The sequence below is a fragment of the Rathayibacter sp. VKM Ac-2803 genome, from assembly GCF_009807175.1.
Lineage (GTDB): Bacteria > Actinomycetota > Actinomycetes > Actinomycetales > Microbacteriaceae > Rathayibacter.
Genome location: NZ_WUCD01000001.1, coordinates 1,754,249 through 1,771,061, shown reverse-complemented (window position 1 = coordinate 1,771,061; position 16,813 = coordinate 1,754,249). Strand labels below are relative to the sequence as shown.

The window sequence follows — 16,813 nt, the reverse complement described above, 5'->3', positions numbered from 1 at the left end:
TGGGCGCCACGACGAGTGGAGGGGCACGATGCCGGAGAACGAGTGGGGATCCCCGGATCCCGCGGCGCGACGAGACCAGCAGCCGGCGGCGGAGGTCGAACGGGCCGCCGGAGGGGCGTCGACTCCGGCCGCGGCAGAGCGCCTGGAGGACATCGAGCGCGCCCAGGCCGTCAAGGACCTCAAGCACCGACGCGACTTCGCCGGCTCGGTGGGCGGCTGGCTGAGCGTCTCGGCGATCACGACCGCGGTCTGGTTCGCCACCGGGGCCGACGGCTACTTCTGGCCGATCTGGCCGATGATCGGCTTCGGCATCGGAGTCGTCGGCCAGGCGGCCTCGATCTGGGGCCCCGCGAAGAAGGACATCACCGAGGCCGACATCGCCGCGCAGATGCGCCGCCGCGAGGAGCGCGGGCGCTAGCGCTGCACTCCCCTTCCCGGCAGTCTCCCCAGAGCCTGTCCCGAGGCGGCTGCTAGTCTCGCCAGGAGCGCTCCGGCGACCCGACGGCGGCGCTCACGGCACAGCGTGGCGCGCCGGATCCGGGGCGTGCCGCCTCCGGCACCGCCCCCTGACGGTTTGGACACCCTTGGCCGACTCCACCCAGCCCCCCTTCGACTTCGACGAAGCGCCGCCGCCGAAGCGGCCCAGTCGTCGCGCCGTGCTCCTCGGAGCGGTCGGCGCCGGTCTCGGCATCGCGGCCGTCGGCGGCGCCGGCTACGCCGCGTACCGCGTCTTCGGTCCCGAGGAGTCCCCCGGAGTCCCCGGGGACCCCGATGCGCTGGCGCCCGAGCTCGACAAGCTGGCCGGTGTCCCCGACACGCAGGCGTCCTTCGGACCCAACGGCACGCACTGGCCCTCGATCACCCCGTGGGTGACGGGCGACGTCGACGTCGAGGTCGAGGTCGACTGCTCGTGGTCGGCGATCAGCGAGGCGATCACCACGGCGATCGCGGAGGCGGGACCCTCCGACACCATCCGGATCCTGGTGGCCCCGGGCGAGCTCCCGGGCGGCGGCGCGGGCTCGAGCTCGTCGCCGATGATGCAGGACGTCGGGTCGCTCGACCGCGAGAACCGCGTCCTCGTCTACCCCCGCGACGGCTACGGCACCGTGACCACCGCGAACTCGTGGCGCATCCTCCGCGTCTACGGAGTCACGCTCGCCGGCATCGTCACGAACGGCGCGTTCCTCGCCAGCGGCTGCAGCGGCTCGGCCGTCGCCCGAATCAGGACGAACGCGTACAACGTCTACGGCGTCGACAACACCGACTTCACCGAGAACTTCGAGCTCGTCGAGGTCGTCGTCCCCGACGCGCAGCTGCGCAACGAGGACGTCTCGAGCATGCGCACGCCGACCGACGGCGCGGGCGGGCTGCGCTACATCTACCGGATCGGCTGCTACACCGCTCCCGCCTACAAGGAGAAGGGCTCCGACGCGCACACGGACACCGTCCAGTTCTCGGGTCAGGGCGGCAACTACTACGGCGACATCACGAGCATCGACTGCATCGACTTCGCCTCGTCGAACACCGCGTTCCAGATCGGCTCGGCCGCCAACGTCGGCTACCAGCACTGCATGGTCGTCGGCGGCGACGTCGTGAAGCGGGTCTTCCCGCTGCCCGACGGGGCCGACACCGGGGGCGGCTTCGGCGCCTCGAACGGCCCCGGCTCCGACTTCGGCTGCACGGCGGTCGACAGCGTCTTCGTCGGGCCGATGGGCGCCGCGACCTGGGCGTCGGTCATCGACTCCGTCGCCGGTTACGAGACCAGCGGAGCAGCGCCCCAGGAGGGCGAATGGACGATCGACCCGTCGATCCTCGAGTGGAGCGCCGACGACGTGCACGAGCGCAGCCCGCAGGTCACCGACGAGTACCTGGCGACCATCTGGGCCTGAGCGATCCCTAGGCGTGCCGCCCGCGGCGGGTCGGCCGGGCGAGGGCGACGAGCACCGGCGGCACCGTGAACAGCGGATCGCCGGGGACGCGTGCGAGCAGGCCGCGGATCCCGAGCGACAGGGCGATGATCCCCGCGGTGACGAGCGGCGGGTAGGCCAGCTCGGCGAGCGGGTTCCTCAGCAGCGCGACGAGCCACTCCGCTTCGGGGTTCGCCACCAGCGACCACAGGCCGAGCAGCGGCACCTGCAGGAGATAGATCGGCAGCGTGCGCCGTCCGATCGCCGACCCCAGTCGAGCGGCCGGCCCCCAGAGGCACAGCAGCGCGGCCGAGACGACGGCGAGCGGGATCGCTGCGGCGCTCGCGACGAAGCCGAGCACCTCCGCGGCGGGGCCGTCGACCAGGTGCCCGCCGAGGACCGCGAGGAGGAAGACGCCGAGCGGAGCAGCGAACGTCACGAGGCCCGGCCGCGAGAAGCGGCGCAGCTGCTCCGCCCCGAGCACGCCGAGGGCGAAGAAGACGAAGTTCTGCAGCAGCGCGTCGCCGAAGAGGATCACGCGGAGGTTCGCACCCACGAACCAGGCGGCGGCTCCGAGCAGCAGGACTCCCCACCACGGCACCCGCAGCGCGCGGAGCCCGACCAGGACGAGCGGGTACAGCCCCAGCGCGAAGATGAACCACAGCGTCGTCGTGGGGAAGACGAACTGCAGCGCGAACTGCGCGAGGGTGTCGATCGAGTGCGGGAAGTCGGGCCGCGCGAGCAGTGCGAAGACGCCGCCGTAGACGACGACCCAGACCACGTAGAGATAGGCGTTCGACACCAGCCGCAGCCGGGCCGTTCCGATCCGCCAGCCGAGGAGGAGCCCGCGATGGGCGAGCAGCCCCGAGAGGGCGAACAGGATCGGCATCCGGATGCGGCCGAGCGAGCTGCCGACCTGCTCCCACGCCGCCGCGACGGCCGAGGTGCCGTCGACGAGGCCGGAGTAGTTCCAGATGAGGACGTGGAAGACGACGACCGCGAGGACGCCGAGGCCCCGGGTGGTGTCCACCCAGGCGAGCCGCTCGCGCACTGCACCGCCCTGCCCTGCTCCCCCGACCACGGTCCCCAGTATGCGGGCTCCGCCGTCGCGGGCGGATCCTGCTCGGCGGGGCTCGACGCCGCTCAGACCGTGCCGTCCAGACGCCCGACCGAGGTGATGCGGACGACGGCCGCACCGGCCTCGTCCGACTCGGCGAGGTCGACGACGGCCGAGATGCCCCAGTCGTGGTCGCCCGCCGGGTCGTCGAGGATCTGGCGGACGCGCCACTGCGTCGCCTCCTCCGTCACCAGCAGCATCGACGGACCGCGCGCGTCGGAGCCGGTGCCGATGCTGTCGTGCTCGTCGTAGTAGTCGTCGAGAGCCGCACCCCAGGCGTCGGCTCCGAAGCCTGCGTCGAGCTCGCCCAGCGCCTCGTGGTCGTCGAGGGCCGCGAGCGTCACGCGGCGGAACAGCTCGTTGCGCACCAGCACCCGGAACGCGCGGTGGTTGGCCGTGAGGCGGCGCGGAGCCGGCGGCACGATCGACTGGTCGGCCGCGTGAAGGGTCGGATTGATCAGCTCCTCCCACTCGTCGACCAGCGACGAGTCGACCTGGCGCACCAGCTCGCCGAGCCACTCGATCAGGTCGTGCAGCTCCTCGTTCTTGAGCTCGTCGGGGATCGTCTGCCGGGCCGCGCGGAAGGCGTCCGACAGGTAGCGCAGGACGAGGCCCTCCGAGCGGGAGAGCTTGTAGAAGGCGGTGTACTCGCCGAACGACATCGCCCGCTCGTACATGTCGCGGACGACCGACTTGGGCGAGAGCTCGAAGTCGCGCACCCACGGCTGCACGGACGTGTAGGTGGCGAACATCGCCTCGAGCAGCTCGTCGAGGGGCTTGGGATGCGTGACGCCCTCGAGCAGCTCCATCCGCTCCTCGTACTCGATCCCCTCGGCCTTCATCGCCGCGACCGCCTCGCCGCGCGCCTGGAACTGCTGGGCGCCGAGGATCGGCCGCGGGTCGTCCAGGGTCGCCTCGAGCACCGAGATCACGTCGAGCGCGAAGCTCGGCGACTCGGGGTCGAGCACGTCGAAGACGGCGAGCGCGAACGGCGACAAGGGCTGGTTGAGCGCGAAGTTCGGCTGCAGATCGACGGTGAGGCGGATCCGCACCACTCCGTCCTCGCCGACGCTCTGCTCGACCACTCCCGCCTCGCGCAGGGTGCGGTAGATGCCGAGGGCGCGGCGCGCGAGCGTGAGCTGCCTCCGCCACGGCTCGTGGTTGTCGAAGATCAGGGAGTGCACGTTCGCGTAGGCGTCGCCGCCGCGCGCGATCACGTTCAGCAGCATCGCCGAGGTGATCGTCATGTGCGAGGTGAGGGTCTCGGGCTCGGCGTCGACCAGCTTGCGGAAGCTCGGCTCTCCCCAGCTGATGAAGCCCTGCGGCGCGCGCTTCGCGACCCACTTGCGCCGCTTCTTGGGGTCGTCGCCCATCTTGTCGAGAGCCTTCCGGTTCTCGGACTCGTGCTCGGGCGCCTGCACCACCACGGTGCCCGCGGTGTCGTAGCCCGCGCGGCCGGCGCGCCCCGCGATCTGGTGGAACTCGCGGGCCGAGAGCTGGCGCATCCGGGTGCCGTCGTACTTCGTCAGCGCGGTGAGCAGCACGGTGCGGATGGGCACGTTGATGCCGACGCCCAGGGTGTCGGTGCCGCAGATGACCCGCAGCATGCCCTGCTGCGCGAGCTGCTCGACCAGGCGGCGGTACTTGGGCAGCATGCCGGCGTGGTGCACGCCGATGCCCAGCCGCAGCAGCCGCGAGAGCGTCTTGCCGAACGCGGTCGTGAAGCGGAAGCCTCCGATCACCTCCGCGATGCGGTCGCGGTGCTCGCGGCTGGCGATGTTCGCGCTCGTCAGCGCCTGGGCGCGCTCGAGCGCCGCCGCCTGCGAGAAGTGCACGACGTACACCGGCGACTGGTTCGTCGACAGCAGCTCCTCGATCGAGTCGTGGATCGGCGCGATCTCGTAGAAGTAGTGCAGCGGCACGGGTCGCTCGACACCGGTCACGCGGGCCGTCTCGCGCCCGGTGCGCCGGGTGAGGTCGGCGGCGAGCGCCGTCACGTCGCCCAGGGTCGCCGACATCAGCACGAACTGCACGTGCGGGAGGGTCAGCAGCGGTACCTGCCACGCCCAGCCGCGTGACGGGTCGGCGTAGAAGTGGAACTCGTCCATCACGACCTGGTCGACATCGGTCTCGGCGCCGTGCCGCAGCGCGAGGTTCGCCAGGATCTCGGCCGTGCAGCAGATGATCGGCGCATCGGGGTTCACGGAGGAGTCGCCCGTCACCATCCCGACGTTGGACGCCCCGAACACGTCGACCAGCGCGAAGAACTTCTCGGAGACCAGCGCCTTGATCGGCGCCGTGTAGTAGCTGCGCCGGCCGTTCGCGAGCGCCGCCGCGTGCGCCCCGATCGCCACGAGCGACTTGCCGGTGCCGGTCGGCGTCGACAGGATCAGGTTCGCCCCCGACGCGATCTCGATCATCGACTCGTCCTGCGCCGGATACAGCGGCAGCCCGCGCGCCTCGGCCCACTCCGTGAACGCCAGGTACACCGCGTCGTCGTCGACGCGCCCGTCGGCATCGGGCGTCGGCATGCGTTCGAGCAGCGTCGGGGTCATCCCCCCATCCTCGCGCGCTTTCCCCGGAGGGGCGTCCCCGCCGCCCCTCCCGCAGTCGGCTTCTCGGAGCGGCCGGGTCCCCAAGAGCGGGTTGCGTTCGCTGCGTCGAATCGCTTGGCACGCGATTCGACGAATCGCTCGCGGGGGGAGGTCCTTGACGCCCGAGGCCCTGAACCTGCTTCTCGAGCGGGGAAGTCGGCGCACGTCGCCACCCATGCTGGTCGAGTAGCCCCGGAGGGGCGTATCGGGACCCACAGCGTCAGCAGATCAGGCTTCTGCCCTGCCCTTCTGACGGACGTGGATCTCGATACGCCGCGTTCCGCGGCTACTCGATCAGCGAAGGCTGGGCGGGAGCGCACGCCGAGGGAGCCGCGGACCGTCGAGGGAGCCCGCCGTCCCGGGCGGCCTCGACGGTTCGGGGTCCCCTGGCGACGGGCGCGACGAACCGGTGAGGTCGCGTCAGGCCAGGGCGCGCTGGAGGTACGGGCGGAGGGCCTCGGCGAGCTGCAGCTCACCCGCCGCGTCGGCGTCGAGGAGCGTCTGCGCGTCGTCGGCGCGGCGCTCGACGAACCAGCGGCGCAGCGGCACGCCGCGGCCGGGGCGCGACAGCACCTCGATGGGGTCGCCCGCCTCGACGGAGCCGCGGTGCAGCACCCGCAGGTAGGCGCCCGTACGACCCTCCTCGGCGAAGCGCTTCACCCACTGCGGCTCGTCGAGGTGCCGCTGGAAGGTGGCGCACGGAGTACGCGGCATCGTCACCTCGACCTCGACGCGCTCGCCGATGCGCCAGCGCTCGCCGATCACGGCGTCCGAGAGGTCGAGTCCCTCGGTGCGCAGGTTCTCGCCGAAGAACCCCGGAGGCGTCGCCCGGCCGAGCCGCTCGCCCCACCACTGGGCGTCCTGCTCCGAGTAGGCGTAGAGCGCCTTCGCCTCACCGCCGTGGTGAGCGCGGTCGGCCTGCACATCCGCGTAGAGACCGAGATCGCGGACGACGACGGGACCCTCGACGGGGCGCTTGTCGATCGCGGTCACCCCCACGCTCCCGGAGTCGGGCAGCAGGCGGTCGACACGGCACACGGCGAGGAGTCGGGGCATCCCCACATCGTGCCACCGCCCGGCCCCCCAGGGCGCGTAGGCTCCCCGGATGCGCGCCGCGATCCCCGCTCCCCGACTCGATCCGCTCGTCCTCGACGACCTCGCCGAGGGGTACGCCGGCGACCTCGGCGCCCGCGAGCACGCGGAGGGGCTGCGCTTCACCGACGTCGACCTCTCGGCGGTCGACCTGACCGCCTCCTCCTTCAGCGAGTGCGTGCTCGACGGCGCGCTGCTCGACCGGGCGCAGCTGCGCGCCGCCTCCGTCGTCGAGTCGCGCCTCGAGCGGCTCGACGTGCCGGGGCTCTCGGCACCGCGGAGTCGCTGGCGCTCGGTCGAGCTGCTCGCCTCCCGCCTCGGCTCGGCCGAGCTCTACGAGAGCACCTTCGAGCAGGTGCGCGTCGCCGACTGCAAGCTCGGCTACGTCAACCTGCGCGGCGCGGCCCTGCGCGACGTGGTCTTCGAGCGCTGCACGATCGACGAGCTCGACCTCGGCGGCGCGAGCGGCTCGCGGGTGGCGTTCGTCGACTGCGACGTCCGCTCGCTCGAGCTGCCGAATGCGCGGATCGACGACCTCGACCTGCGCGGAGCCGAGCTGCACGTGCTGGGCGGGCTCGACGGCCTCCGGGGAGCCGCCCTCACCGAGCTTCAGCTCGGCCTGATGCTGCCGCTGTTCGCGCAGCACTTCGGGGTCCGCGTGCTGGGCTGAGCCTCAGCGCCGACCCACCCGCCGCGTCAGCACGCGGCGCCCGAGCAGGAACGCGGCGAGCACGAGCGTCGTGACGATCACGAAGCTCCACTGCACCCCCTGCCCGGAGGCGATCCGCAGCAGCATGCCGCCGATCACCGTCGTCGCCCAGACCACGAGGCCCGCGGGCACGATCCGGTCGGGCGCCCGCCACGAGCGGGAGAGGAGCCAGCCGGCCAGGAGCCCGACGAGGAACGGCCAGAGGGTCACCACGAACCCGGCGGCCTCCGACCCCTCGTCGTGACTGCGCCGCCCGATCAGGACGAAGACGACGACGAGCGCGACGTCGATCCCGAGGCCGAGCCACGCGCGGCGGCTCACGCCGGCTCCGTCACGAAATCGATCAGCTGCTCCACCCGGCCGAGCAGGGCCGGCTCGAGGTCCCGGAAGGTCCGCACCTGCCCGAGGATCCGTTGCCACGCGCGAGCGATGTCGGCCTGCTCCTCGTGCGGCCAGCCGAGCGCCGCGCAGATGCCGTGCTTCCACTCCACCGACCGCGGGATCTCGGGCCAGCGCTCGAGCCCGACCCGCGCGGGCTTCACCGCCTGCCAGACGTCGACGTAGGGGTGCCCGACGACGAGGACGTGCGCGCCGTGCGGTCCCGCCGCGACCGCGTCGGCGATGCGCGACTCCTTCGAGCCTCGGACGAGGTGGTCGACGAGCACGCCGATGCGGCGGCCCGGGCCCGGCCGGAACGCCCGCACGAGCTCGTCGAGGTTGTCGACGCCCTCGATGTACTCGACCACGACGCCCTCGATCCGCAGATCGTGGCCCCAGACCTTCTCGACGAGCTCGGCGTCGTGCCGGCCCTCGACGTAGATGCGGCTCGGCAGCGCCACGCGCGCCTTCGCCTCGGCGACGTGGAACGATCCGGAGGCGGAGCGCGCCCGCCCGAGGTTCGCGTCGCGCTTGAGCCCCGGCGCCTTGAGCGACACCGGCTTGCCGTCGATCAGGAATCCCGGGCCGATCGGGAACACGCGGACCTTGCCGAAGCGGTCCTCGAGCTTGACCATCCGCAGCTCCACGCCGACGACGGCGCCCACGAATCCGGAGGCGACCTCCTCGACCACGAGATCGCGCACGGCCTCGACCACCGCGACCTCGACCTTGTTCTTCGCCCGCCAGTCGCCCGCGAGCACGTCACGCCCGTACCTGTCGTCATCCACCTGGCCGAGGGTAGCCCGGGGGTGTGCGCGGGCTCACTCGGACGCGCGGGCGACCCGCCCCGCCCCGGTGCCTCCCCATGCTGGTCGAGTAGCCCCGGAGGGGCGTATCGAGACCCACCAGCGTCAGCAGATGCGCCTTCTGCCCCGGCCTTCTGACGGACATGGATCTCGATACGCCCGCTGCGCGGGCTACTCGATCAGCGAGGGGGGGCAGCACGCAAAAGGTCTTCTTCTCTGAGGTCCACCGACGTCAGCATCGCCTCTCCGCCGCTCCCCCGGCCTCCTCATGACGACGGAATACGGCACTCCCAGCCGCGTTGACTAGGGTGAGAGAGATAGAACGTGCTCCGGGGTCGGTGAGAGTCCGAACCGGCGGTGACAGTCCGCGAGCCGCTGACCACTTCGGTGGGAGGCGGTTGACCTGGTGGAACTCCGGGACCGACGGTGAAAGTCCGGATGGGAGGCAGCACGAGCGTCGCGCGCGAGCGCGGCGTCTGTCGACGGTGCCCGCGCGCCGCCGATCGCACCCCGGAGTTCGGCGACGAACGGAAGACCGGGAATGACGATCGACTTCGAGCACGCGATGCGCAGGGCGCTCGCACTCGCCGAGCACGGGCCCGCCCGCGGGGTGAACCCGCGCGTCGGCTGCGTCATCCTCGCGCCCGACGGCACCGTGCTGGCCGAGGGCTGGCACCACGGCGCCGGCACCGCCCACGCCGAGGTCGACGCCCTCTCGGGCCTCGCTCCCGGCGCCGCCGCCGGAGCCACCGCCGTCGTGTCGCTCGAGCCCTGCAATCACACCGGCCGCACCGGTCCCTGCAGCCGCGCGCTGATCGATGCCGGCGTCACCCGGGTGGTCTACGCCGTCGGCGATCCCGGCGACCGCTCCTCCGGCGGTGCCGAGACCCTGCGCGCGGCGGGCGTCGAGGTGATCGAGGGCGTCCTCGCCGACGAGGCGGAGGAGTTCCTGCACGTCTGGCTCACCGCGACCCGCCGCCGCCGCCCCTGGGTCACCCTCAAGTGGGCGTCGACGCTCGACGGTCGCACCGCCGCCGCCGACGGCAGCAGCCGCTGGATCACGGGCACCGCGGCCCGGCAGCGGGTGCACGAGCAGCGCGGGGCGGCCGACGCGATCCTCGTCGGCACCGGCACCGTGCTCGCCGACGATCCGAGCCTCACCGCGCGGGGCGACGCGGGCGAGCTGCTGCCCGACCAGCCGGTCCCGGTGGTCGTCGGCCGACGCGCCGTCCCCGCCGACGCCCGCGTGCTCGCCCATCCGCACCCGCCGATCCTCGAGCGCACCCACGACCTCGCCGCCGTGCTCGACCGCCTCTACGAGGCCGAGGTGCGCCACGTCTACGTCGAGGGCGGGCCGACCCTCGCCTCCGCGCTCGTGACCGACGGCCTCGTCGACGAGTTCCTCGTCTACCTCGCTCCGGCGCTGCTGGGCGGCCCCCGCCTCGCCCTCGACGACCTGGGTGTCCACAGCATCACCGGGGCCCACCGCCTCGAGCTCCGCTCCGTCGAGATCCTCGGAGACGACCTCCTGGTCGCCGCCCGCCCCTCACCCGTCCTGCAGAAGGAGACCTGATGTTCACCGGAATCATCGAGGAGATCGGCGTCGTCACGGCGATCGATGCGGGAGCCGACGCGATCCGGCTGACGGTGCGCGGCCCGCTCGCGGTCGAGGGGGCGCGCCACGGCGACTCCATCGCGGTCTCGGGCGTCTGCCTCACCGTCGTCGACCAGTCGGCCGACGGCTTCACCGCCGACGTGATGGCGCAGACCCTCCGGATGTCGACCCTCGACGGCGTCGCCGTGGGCGACTCCGTGAACCTCGAGCGGGCGGCCCTCGTCGGCGACCGCCTCGGCGGCCACATCGTGCAGGGCCACATCGACGGCACGGCGACGCTGCTGTCGATCACTCCCGGAGACGCGTGGCGGGTCCTCCGCTTCTCGCTCCCTCCCGAAGCCGCTCCGCTCGTCACCGACAAGGGCTCGATCGCGGTCGACGGAGTCTCACTGACCGTCTCGGCGATCAGCCCGGCGACCGAGGCCGACCAGTGGTTCGAGGTCTCGCTCATCCCCGAGACCCTCGCGGCCACCACCCTCGGCGCGCGCGCGATCGGCGAGCGGGTCAACATCGAGACCGACATCCTGGCGCGCCACGTCGAGCGGATGCTCGCGCTGCACGCCGTCACCCTTCCCGGAGGTGGGAAATGACTCTCTCCAGCATCCCCGAGGCCGTCGAGGCGCTGCGCGCCGGCCGGCCGATCATCGTCGCCGACGACGAGGGTCGCGAGAACGAGGGCGACGTCATCGTCTCGGCGCAGCTCGCCAGCCAGGAGACGATCGCCTGGATGGTGCGCAACTCCTCCGGATTCATCTGCGCCCCGATGACGAACGAGATCGCCGACCGCCTCGAGCTGCCGCTGATGGTCGTGGACAACGAGGATCCGCGCGGCACCGCCTACACGCTCTCGGTCGACGCCGCCGACCGCCTCTCGACCGGCATCAGCGCCTCCGACCGCGCGCACACCCTCCGGGTCCTCGCCGATCCGGAGGCGACACCCTCGCGACTGCACCGCCCCGGCCACATCCTGCCGCTGCGCGCCGTCGAGGGCGGGGTCCGCGAGCGCGACGGCCACACCGAGGCCGCCGTCGACCTGATGAAGCTCGCCGGCCTCTACCCCGTCGCCGCCATCTCCGAGATCGTGGCCGAGGACGGCGAGATGATGCGCCTCCCGGGTCTGATCGCCCTCGGCGAGCGCGAGGACGTCCCCGTGACCACCGTCGCCGCGCTGATCGCGTACCTGCAGGAGTTCCACTGCGACGCCGAGGTCCCCCTCGCCGTGCCGGTGCCCGAGAGCGCCCGGGTGAGCTTCGAGGTCGAGACGGTCGTGCCGACCACCCACGGGCCGTTCCGGATGCGCGCCTACCGCGACCGCCAGACGGGCGCCGACCACGTCGCGATCGTCGCGGGGACCGTGGGCGCCGGGCGTCCCACGCTGGTGCGGGTCCACTCCGAGTGCCTCACCGGCGAGGCGTTCGGTTCGCTCAGGTGCGAGTGCGGCCCGCAGCTCGACGCGGCTCTCGACACGGTGCAGCGCGACGGCGGAGTCGTCGTGTACCTCCGCGGGCACGAGGGCCGGGGCATCGGGCTGATCAACAAGCTGCGCGCCTACCGCCTGCAGGACGACGGCCTCGACACGCTCGACGCGAACCTGGCGCTCGGCCTCCCCGCCGACGCGCGCGACTACGGAGCCGCCGCCGGGATCCTCGAGGACCTCGGGATCTCGGACGTCCGCCTGCTCACCAACAACCCCGAGAAGGTGCGCCAGCTCACCGACCGCGGCATCACCGTCTCCGAGCGCGTCCCGCTCGTGGTCGGCGTCGGCGCGTTCAACGAGGGCTACCTCGCGACCAAGCGCGACCGGATGGGCCACGACTTCACCCTCGATAACCTCGACCACCTCGACGCCGGGATCGCCGGCGCCGCCCGTACGAAGGAGTAGCACCATGGCCGGTAGCGGCGCACCCACCACCTCCGCGATCGACGGCTCAGGCCTGCGCATCGTCGTCATCGCCGGAACCTGGCACGAGCAGATCAGCGACGGCCTGATCGCGGGCGCGAGCCGCGCGCTCGACGAGACGGGCGCCTCCTGGTCGCTCGTGCGCGTGCCCGGCTCGTTCGAGCTGCCGGTCGCCTCGAAGGTCGCGCTCGAGGCCGGCGCCGACGCGGTGGTCGCCCTCGGCGTCATCATCCGCGGCGGCACCCCGCACTTCGAGTACGTCTCCGACGCGGCGACCTCGGGCCTGACGAACGTCTCGATCCAGACCGGCAAGCCCGTCGGCTTCGGCGTGCTGACCCTCGACACCGAGCAGCAGGGCCTCGACCGGGCGGGCCTCCCCGGCTCGAAGGAGGACAAGGGCCGCGAGGCGGCGGAGGCGGCGGTCGCCACCGCGATCCTCCTCCGCTCGCTGCGCGGCTGATCGGCGGCGTCGGCGGCCCCCTTCGTAGGGCCGCCGACGCCCCAAGCTGGGAGAACACGGAGTAATGTGGTCGGGTCGTCACGAGCGGCTCTACTCTTCCTCCCCTCGCGGCCCGCGGCGCCTGATCGACGCCCGCCCGCCGCTCCGGGATCCTCGTCTATCGGAGCTCCCTGCCTTCCATGTCCTCTTCCCCTGCCACCGCCGACGCTCCCTCCGCCCCGCAGAACTCCCGCGGGCGCGTGATCCTCGCGAGCCTCATCGGCACGTCGATCGAGTTCTACGACTTCTACGCCTACGCGACCGCCGCGGTCCTGGTCTTCCCGACCCTCTTCTTCGTCAACGAGGACCCGGCCGTCGCCCTCCTCGCCTCCTTCGCGGTCTTCGGAGTCGCGTTCATCGCGCGCCCGATCGGGTCGATCATCTTCGGCCACTTCGGCGACCGGGTCGGCCGCAAGGGCACGCTCGTCGCCTCCCTGCTCACCATGGGCGTCGCGACCTTCCTGATCGGCTGCCTACCGACCGCGCTCACGCCCGGCTGGGAGTTCCTCGCCCCGCTCCTGCTCGTCGTCATGCGCTTCTGCCAGGGCCTCGGGCTCGGCGGCGAGTGGTCGGGTGCAGCGCTGCTCGCGACCGAGAACGCGCCTGCCGGGAAGCGCGCGATCTACGGCACCTTCCCGCAGCTCGGCGCCCCGATCGGCTTCATCGTCGCCAACGTGCTCTTCCTCGTGCTCGCCAGCACGATGAGCGACGAGACGTTCATGGCGTGGGGCTGGCGCGTGCCGTTCCTCGCGAGCGCCGTGCTCGTGATCATCGGCCTCTACGTCCGCTTCAAGCTCGTCGAGACCCCCGCGTTCCAGAAGGTCGTCGACAGCGGAGAGGTGGCCAAGCTGCCCCTCGCGCGCGTCTTCAAGACCAGCTGGCGCCCGCTCATCCTGGGCACGTTCATCATGCTCGCGACCTACGTGCTCTTCTACCTGATGACCACGTTCACGCTGACCTACGGCACGACGCCGACCGACGGCCCCACCCCGGGCCTCGGCTACACGCGCAACGACTTCCTGATCATGCTGATCGTCGGAGTCGTGTTCTTCGGCATCTTCACGCTGGTCTCGGGTCCGCTCGCCGAGAAGTACGGCCGACGCAGGACGCTCCTCACGGTCACCGCCGCGATCATCGTCTTCGGCCTCCTGTTCGTCCCGCTCTTCGGCGGCGGCTTCGTCGGCGTGATGGCCGTGCTGATCCTCGGCTTCACCCTGATGGGCCTGACCTTCGGACCGATGGGCGCCGTGCTGCCCGAGCTGTTCCCGACCAACGTCCGCTACACCGGCTCGGCGATGGCCTACAACCTGGCGTCGATCCTCGGAGCGGCGCTCGCCCCGATCATCGCGGTCGCGCTCTGGCAGTCGGCCGGCGGCAGCCCCGTCCTGGTCGGCCTCTACCTCAGCGGCGCCGGCGTGCTGACGCTGATCGCGCTGCTGCTCTCGAAGGAGACGCAGCACATGGCCTACCACGACAACGTGTCGTAGGAGGCTGCTCCCGTTCGTCCGGCCCGTCGGTGCACCCGGCGGGCCGGACGCGTCTCCGGGGGCTCGCGAGTCCGAGCCCCTGGACGATCCCACCCCGCCGTCTCGCAGCGACCAGCAGGCAGAATGGACGACGGCACGATGAGCGAGGACGGACGAGCGATGAGCAGCACCACCCCCCGGCGGCCCGGCCGCGCGAAGAAGGACGACGGACCGCGCGCCTCCTTCTCGCAGCTCGTCCCCTACCTGCTCGAGCACCGCGGCATCCTGTCGGTCGTCGTCGTCCTCAGCCTGATCGGCGCCGCGGCGAGCCTCGCGCAGCCGCTCCTCGTCGGCCAGGTCATCACCCGTGTCCAGGACGGCCTCGACCTCGGCCCGCTCGTCTGGGGGCTCGCCGGTCTGGTGATCGTCTCGGGTCTCATCTCGGGCTTCGCGCACTACCTCCTCCAGCGCACCGGCGAGGGCATCGTGCTCTCGAGCCGCCGGCGCATCGTGGCGCGGCTGCTGCGCCTGCCCATCCGCGAGTTCGACGCCCGCCGCACCGGAGACCTCGTCTCGCGGGTCGGCTCCGACTCCACCCTGCTGCGCGCCGTGCTGACCCAGGGGCTCGTCGACTCCATCGCGGGCTCGCTCGTCTTCGTCGGCGCCATCATCGCCATGGCGATCATCGACTGGGTCCTGCTGCTCATCATCGTCGCGGTGGTCGCCGCGGCCCTCACCCTCGCGCTCACGCTCGGCCGGGGCATCCGCACGGCGAGCCGCAAGGCCCAGGAGAAGGTCGGCGACCTCGCCGCCTCCGTCGAGCGCGCCATCAGCGCGGTGCGCACGATCCGCGCGGCCGGCGCCACCGATCGCGAGATCGCCGTGGTCGACTCGCACGCGACGGAGGCGTACCGACTCGGCCTGCGCGTCGCGCACGTCTCCGCCCTCGTCGTCCCGGTCGCCGGGATCGCCCTGCAGGTCGCGTTCCTCGCGGTCCTCGGAGTCGGCGGCTACCGCGTCGCGTCCGGCGCGATCGACATCGCCCAGCTGGTCTCGTTCATCCTCTTCCTCTTCATGATGGTGATGCCGCTGGGCAACTTCATCGGCGCGATCACCTCGGTCAACTCCGCCCTCGGTGCGCTCGGGCGCATCCAGGAGATCATCGACCTCCCGATCGAGGGCGACGGCGACACCTCGGCCGGCGGACTCGGCGCCGGAGTGTCCGCCGACGCCCTTTCCTTCGACGACGTGGTCTTCTCGTACGATCCCCGCGCGCTGACGGACGAGGCGGCCGACGACGGCGACCGCACGGTGCTGCGCGGCGTCTCCTTCACCGTCCCGCGCGGCAAGCGCACGGCCCTGGTCGGCCCCTCGGGCGCCGGCAAGAGCACGATCCTGGCGCTCATCGAGCGCTTCTACGACCCGGAGGCGGGCGTCGTGCGCCTGGGCGGAGTCGACATCACCGCGATCGACCGCGACGCCCTCCGCGCGCAGATCGGCTACGTCGAGCAGGACGCGCCCGTGCTCGCCGGCACCATCCGCGAGAACCTGGTCCTCGGCCGCCCCGACGCCGACGACGCCGACTGCCTGCGCGTGCTCGAGGCCGTCAACCTCACCGACGTGCTCGAGCGCAACCCGCTCGGTCTCGGCGCTCCCGTCGGCGAGAGCGGCGTGATGCTCTCCGGAGGCGAGCGCCAGCGCCTCGCGATCGGCCGCGCGCTCCTGGCCGCGCCGCCGATCCTGCTGCTCGACGAGTCGACCTCGAGCCTCGACGGGCTGAACGAGCAGCGCCTGCGCCTCGCGATCGACGCGGTCGCCGAGAACCGGACCCTGCTCGTCATCGCCCACCGGCTCTCGACCGTCGTCGACTCCGATCGGATCGTCGTGCTGAACAAGGGCGAGGTCGTCGGAGTCGGCACCCACTCCGAGCTCGTCGAGTCGACTCCGCTCTACCGCGACCTGGCGAAGCACCAGCTGCTGGTCTGATCGGGCTCAGCGCGGCGGCAGCCTCAGCGCTCCGTCGAGGCGCACGACCTCGCCGTTGAGCATCGGGTTCTCGATCACGTGGCGCACGAGCGCGGCGAACTCCGCGGGGCGACCGAGGCGGGCGGGATGCGGCGTCGCGGATCCGAGGGCGGTGCGCGCCCGCTCCGGCAGGCCTGCGAGCAGGGGGGTGTCGAAGGTGCCCGGCGCGATCGAGACGACGCGGATGAGCGTCTCGGCCAGCTCCCGCGCGAGCGGCAGCGTGAGCGCGGCGACAGCCCCCTTCGACGCCGCGTAGGCCGCCTGGCCGATCTGCCCCTCGAAGGCCGCGATCGACGAGGTGGTGACGAGCACCCCTCGCTCGCCGTCGATCGGCTCCCGCTCGGCGATCGCCGCCGCCGCGAGCCGCAGCACGTTCAGCGTGCCCACCGCGTTGACCCGGAGCACGCGCTCGAACGCCTCGAGGGCGAGCGGGCCGTCGCGGCCGAGGAGCCGGCCCGGCGTCGCGATCCCCGCGCAGACCACCGCGATCCGCAGCTCCCCCGACGCCTCGATCGCCCGCGCGACGGCGTCGGAGTCGAGCACGTCTCCGGCGATCAGCGTCACGGAGTCGGGGAGCCGGGCCGCCGCGACGGCGTCGGGGAGGTCGAGGACGCTCACCCGGGCCCCGGCGTCGAGCAGGGCCGTCGCAGTGGCTGCACCCAGGCCGGAGGCGCCGCCGGCGACCAGCGCGGACATCCCCTCCGG

The 16,813-nt window shown here is 72.3% G+C and carries 15 protein-coding genes and 1 riboswitch; of the genes, 9 read left to right on the top strand and 6 right to left on the bottom strand.

Translation table 11 applies throughout. The features are described from left to right. Window positions 1–28 precede the first annotated feature (28 nt). On the top strand, window positions 29–418 hold the full coding sequence (locus GRS96_RS08230) for a 2TM domain-containing protein (RefSeq protein WP_159988221.1): 390 nt from the start codon (window positions 29–31) through the stop codon (window positions 416–418). 166 nt (window positions 419–584) lie between these two features. Next, on the top strand, window positions 585–1,889 hold the full coding sequence (locus tag GRS96_RS08225) for a hypothetical protein (protein WP_159988220.1): 1,305 nt from the start codon (window positions 585–587) through the stop codon (window positions 1,887–1,889). A gap of 7 nt (window positions 1,890–1,896) precedes the next feature. Here the strand turns inward: GRS96_RS08225 and GRS96_RS08220 are convergent, their stop codons facing one another. The 3 genes from GRS96_RS08220 to GRS96_RS08210 form a co-directional block, all read right to left on the bottom strand. Further along, entirely contained in the window at window positions 1,897–2,988 is a 1,092-nt protein-coding gene (locus tag GRS96_RS08220; RefSeq protein WP_159988219.1) for an acyltransferase family protein, read from the bottom strand. Between the two features lie 62 nt (window positions 2,989–3,050). Next, window positions 3,051–5,579: a DEAD/DEAH box helicase gene (locus GRS96_RS08215; RefSeq protein WP_159857511.1), complete on the bottom strand. Its 2,529-nt coding sequence runs from the start codon at window positions 5,577–5,579 to the stop codon at window positions 3,051–3,053. Window positions 5,580–6,038: 459 nt separating this feature from the next. Continuing rightward, complete coding sequence (locus GRS96_RS08210; protein ID WP_159857513.1) at window positions 6,039–6,674, bottom strand: MOSC domain-containing protein; 636 nt, start codon at window positions 6,672–6,674, stop codon at window positions 6,039–6,041. Between the two features lie 49 nt (window positions 6,675–6,723). Between GRS96_RS08210 and GRS96_RS08205 the strand changes: the two genes are divergently transcribed. Then, window positions 6,724–7,380, top strand: coding sequence for a pentapeptide repeat-containing protein (locus GRS96_RS08205; protein ID WP_159857515.1), 657 nt, complete (start codon window positions 6,724–6,726; stop codon window positions 7,378–7,380). A gap of 3 nt (window positions 7,381–7,383) precedes the next feature. Here GRS96_RS08205 and GRS96_RS08200 read toward each other — a convergent pair whose 3' ends face one another. Continuing rightward, complete coding sequence (locus GRS96_RS08200; RefSeq protein WP_159857517.1) at window positions 7,384–7,740, bottom strand: DUF3054 domain-containing protein; 357 nt, start codon at window positions 7,738–7,740, stop codon at window positions 7,384–7,386. Next, window positions 7,737–8,585, bottom strand: coding sequence for a DUF3097 domain-containing protein (locus GRS96_RS08195; RefSeq protein ID WP_204162058.1), 849 nt, complete (start codon window positions 8,583–8,585; stop codon window positions 7,737–7,739). The genes GRS96_RS08200 and GRS96_RS08195 overlap by 4 nt, the downstream gene beginning before the upstream one ends. 339 nt (window positions 8,586–8,924) lie before the next feature. After that, a riboswitch (FMN riboswitch) is annotated at window positions 8,925–9,058 on the top strand. Between the two features lie 86 nt (window positions 9,059–9,144). Here GRS96_RS08195 and ribD point away from each other — a divergent pair. The 6 genes from ribD to GRS96_RS08165 all read left to right on the top strand — a co-directional run bounded on the left by ribD (window position 9,145) and on the right by GRS96_RS08165 (window position 16,069). Next, the gene (gene ribD / locus GRS96_RS08190) at window positions 9,145–10,176 is read left to right on the top strand and encodes a bifunctional diaminohydroxyphosphoribosylaminopyrimidine deaminase/5-amino-6-(5-phosphoribosylamino)uracil reductase RibD (RefSeq protein WP_236553588.1); all 1,032 of its coding nucleotides are present in this window, start codon (window positions 9,145–9,147) and stop codon (window positions 10,174–10,176) included. After that, window positions 10,176–10,808, top strand: coding sequence for a riboflavin synthase (locus tag GRS96_RS08185; protein WP_159988218.1), 633 nt, complete (start codon window positions 10,176–10,178; stop codon window positions 10,806–10,808). The genes ribD and GRS96_RS08185 overlap by 1 nt, the downstream gene beginning before the upstream one ends. Further along, entirely contained in the window at window positions 10,805–12,100 is a 1,296-nt protein-coding gene (ribA, locus tag GRS96_RS08180) for a GTP cyclohydrolase II (RefSeq protein ID WP_159988217.1), read from the top strand. The genes GRS96_RS08185 and ribA overlap by 4 nt, the downstream gene beginning before the upstream one ends. A gap of 4 nt (window positions 12,101–12,104) precedes the next feature. Next, window positions 12,105–12,578 carry a 6,7-dimethyl-8-ribityllumazine synthase gene (ribH, locus tag GRS96_RS08175; RefSeq protein ID WP_159857523.1) on the top strand — a complete coding sequence of 158 codons (474 nt, stop codon included), beginning with the start codon at window positions 12,105–12,107 and terminating at the stop codon, window positions 12,576–12,578. A gap of 179 nt (window positions 12,579–12,757) precedes the next feature. After that, window positions 12,758–14,104, top strand: coding sequence for an MFS transporter (locus GRS96_RS08170; protein ID WP_159988216.1), 1,347 nt, complete (start codon window positions 12,758–12,760; stop codon window positions 14,102–14,104). A gap of 159 nt (window positions 14,105–14,263) precedes the next feature. Next, entirely contained in the window at window positions 14,264–16,069 is a 1,806-nt protein-coding gene (locus GRS96_RS08165) for an ABC transporter ATP-binding protein (RefSeq protein ID WP_159857527.1), read from the top strand. 6 nt (window positions 16,070–16,075) lie between these two features. Here the strand turns inward: GRS96_RS08165 and GRS96_RS08160 are convergent, their stop codons facing one another. After that, window positions 16,076–16,804: an SDR family NAD(P)-dependent oxidoreductase gene (locus GRS96_RS08160; protein ID WP_442966610.1), complete on the bottom strand. Its 729-nt coding sequence runs from the start codon at window positions 16,802–16,804 to the stop codon at window positions 16,076–16,078. Between the last annotated feature and the right edge of the window lie 9 nt (window positions 16,805–16,813).

Excerpts from the sequence above, each read along its gene's own strand:
- GRS96_RS08230 (WP_159988221.1), top strand. The coding sequence starts at position 29 with ATGCCGGAGAACGAGTGGGGATCCCCGGATCCCGCGGCGCGACGAGAC.
- GRS96_RS08215 (WP_159857511.1), bottom strand. The coding sequence starts at position 5,579 with ATGACCCCGACGCTGCTCGAACGCATGCCGACGCCCGATGCCGACGGG.
- GRS96_RS08210 (WP_159857513.1), bottom strand. The coding sequence starts at position 6,674 with ATGCCCCGACTCCTCGCCGTGTGCCGTGTCGACCGCCTGCTGCCCGAC.
- GRS96_RS08205 (WP_159857515.1), top strand. The coding sequence starts at position 6,724 with ATGCGCGCCGCGATCCCCGCTCCCCGACTCGATCCGCTCGTCCTCGAC.
- ribD (WP_236553588.1), top strand. The coding sequence starts at position 9,145 with ATGACGATCGACTTCGAGCACGCGATGCGCAGGGCGCTCGCACTCGCC.
- GRS96_RS08185 (WP_159988218.1), top strand. The coding sequence starts at position 10,176 with ATGTTCACCGGAATCATCGAGGAGATCGGCGTCGTCACGGCGATCGAT.
- ribA (WP_159988217.1), top strand. The coding sequence starts at position 10,805 with ATGACTCTCTCCAGCATCCCCGAGGCCGTCGAGGCGCTGCGCGCCGGC.
- ribH (WP_159857523.1), top strand. The coding sequence starts at position 12,105 with ATGGCCGGTAGCGGCGCACCCACCACCTCCGCGATCGACGGCTCAGGC.
- GRS96_RS08170 (WP_159988216.1), top strand. The coding sequence starts at position 12,758 with ATGTCCTCTTCCCCTGCCACCGCCGACGCTCCCTCCGCCCCGCAGAAC.
- GRS96_RS08165 (WP_159857527.1), top strand. The coding sequence starts at position 14,264 with ATGAGCAGCACCACCCCCCGGCGGCCCGGCCGCGCGAAGAAGGACGAC.
- GRS96_RS08160 (WP_442966610.1), bottom strand. The coding sequence starts at position 16,804 with ATGTCCGCGCTGGTCGCCGGCGGCGCCTCCGGCCTGGGTGCAGCCACT.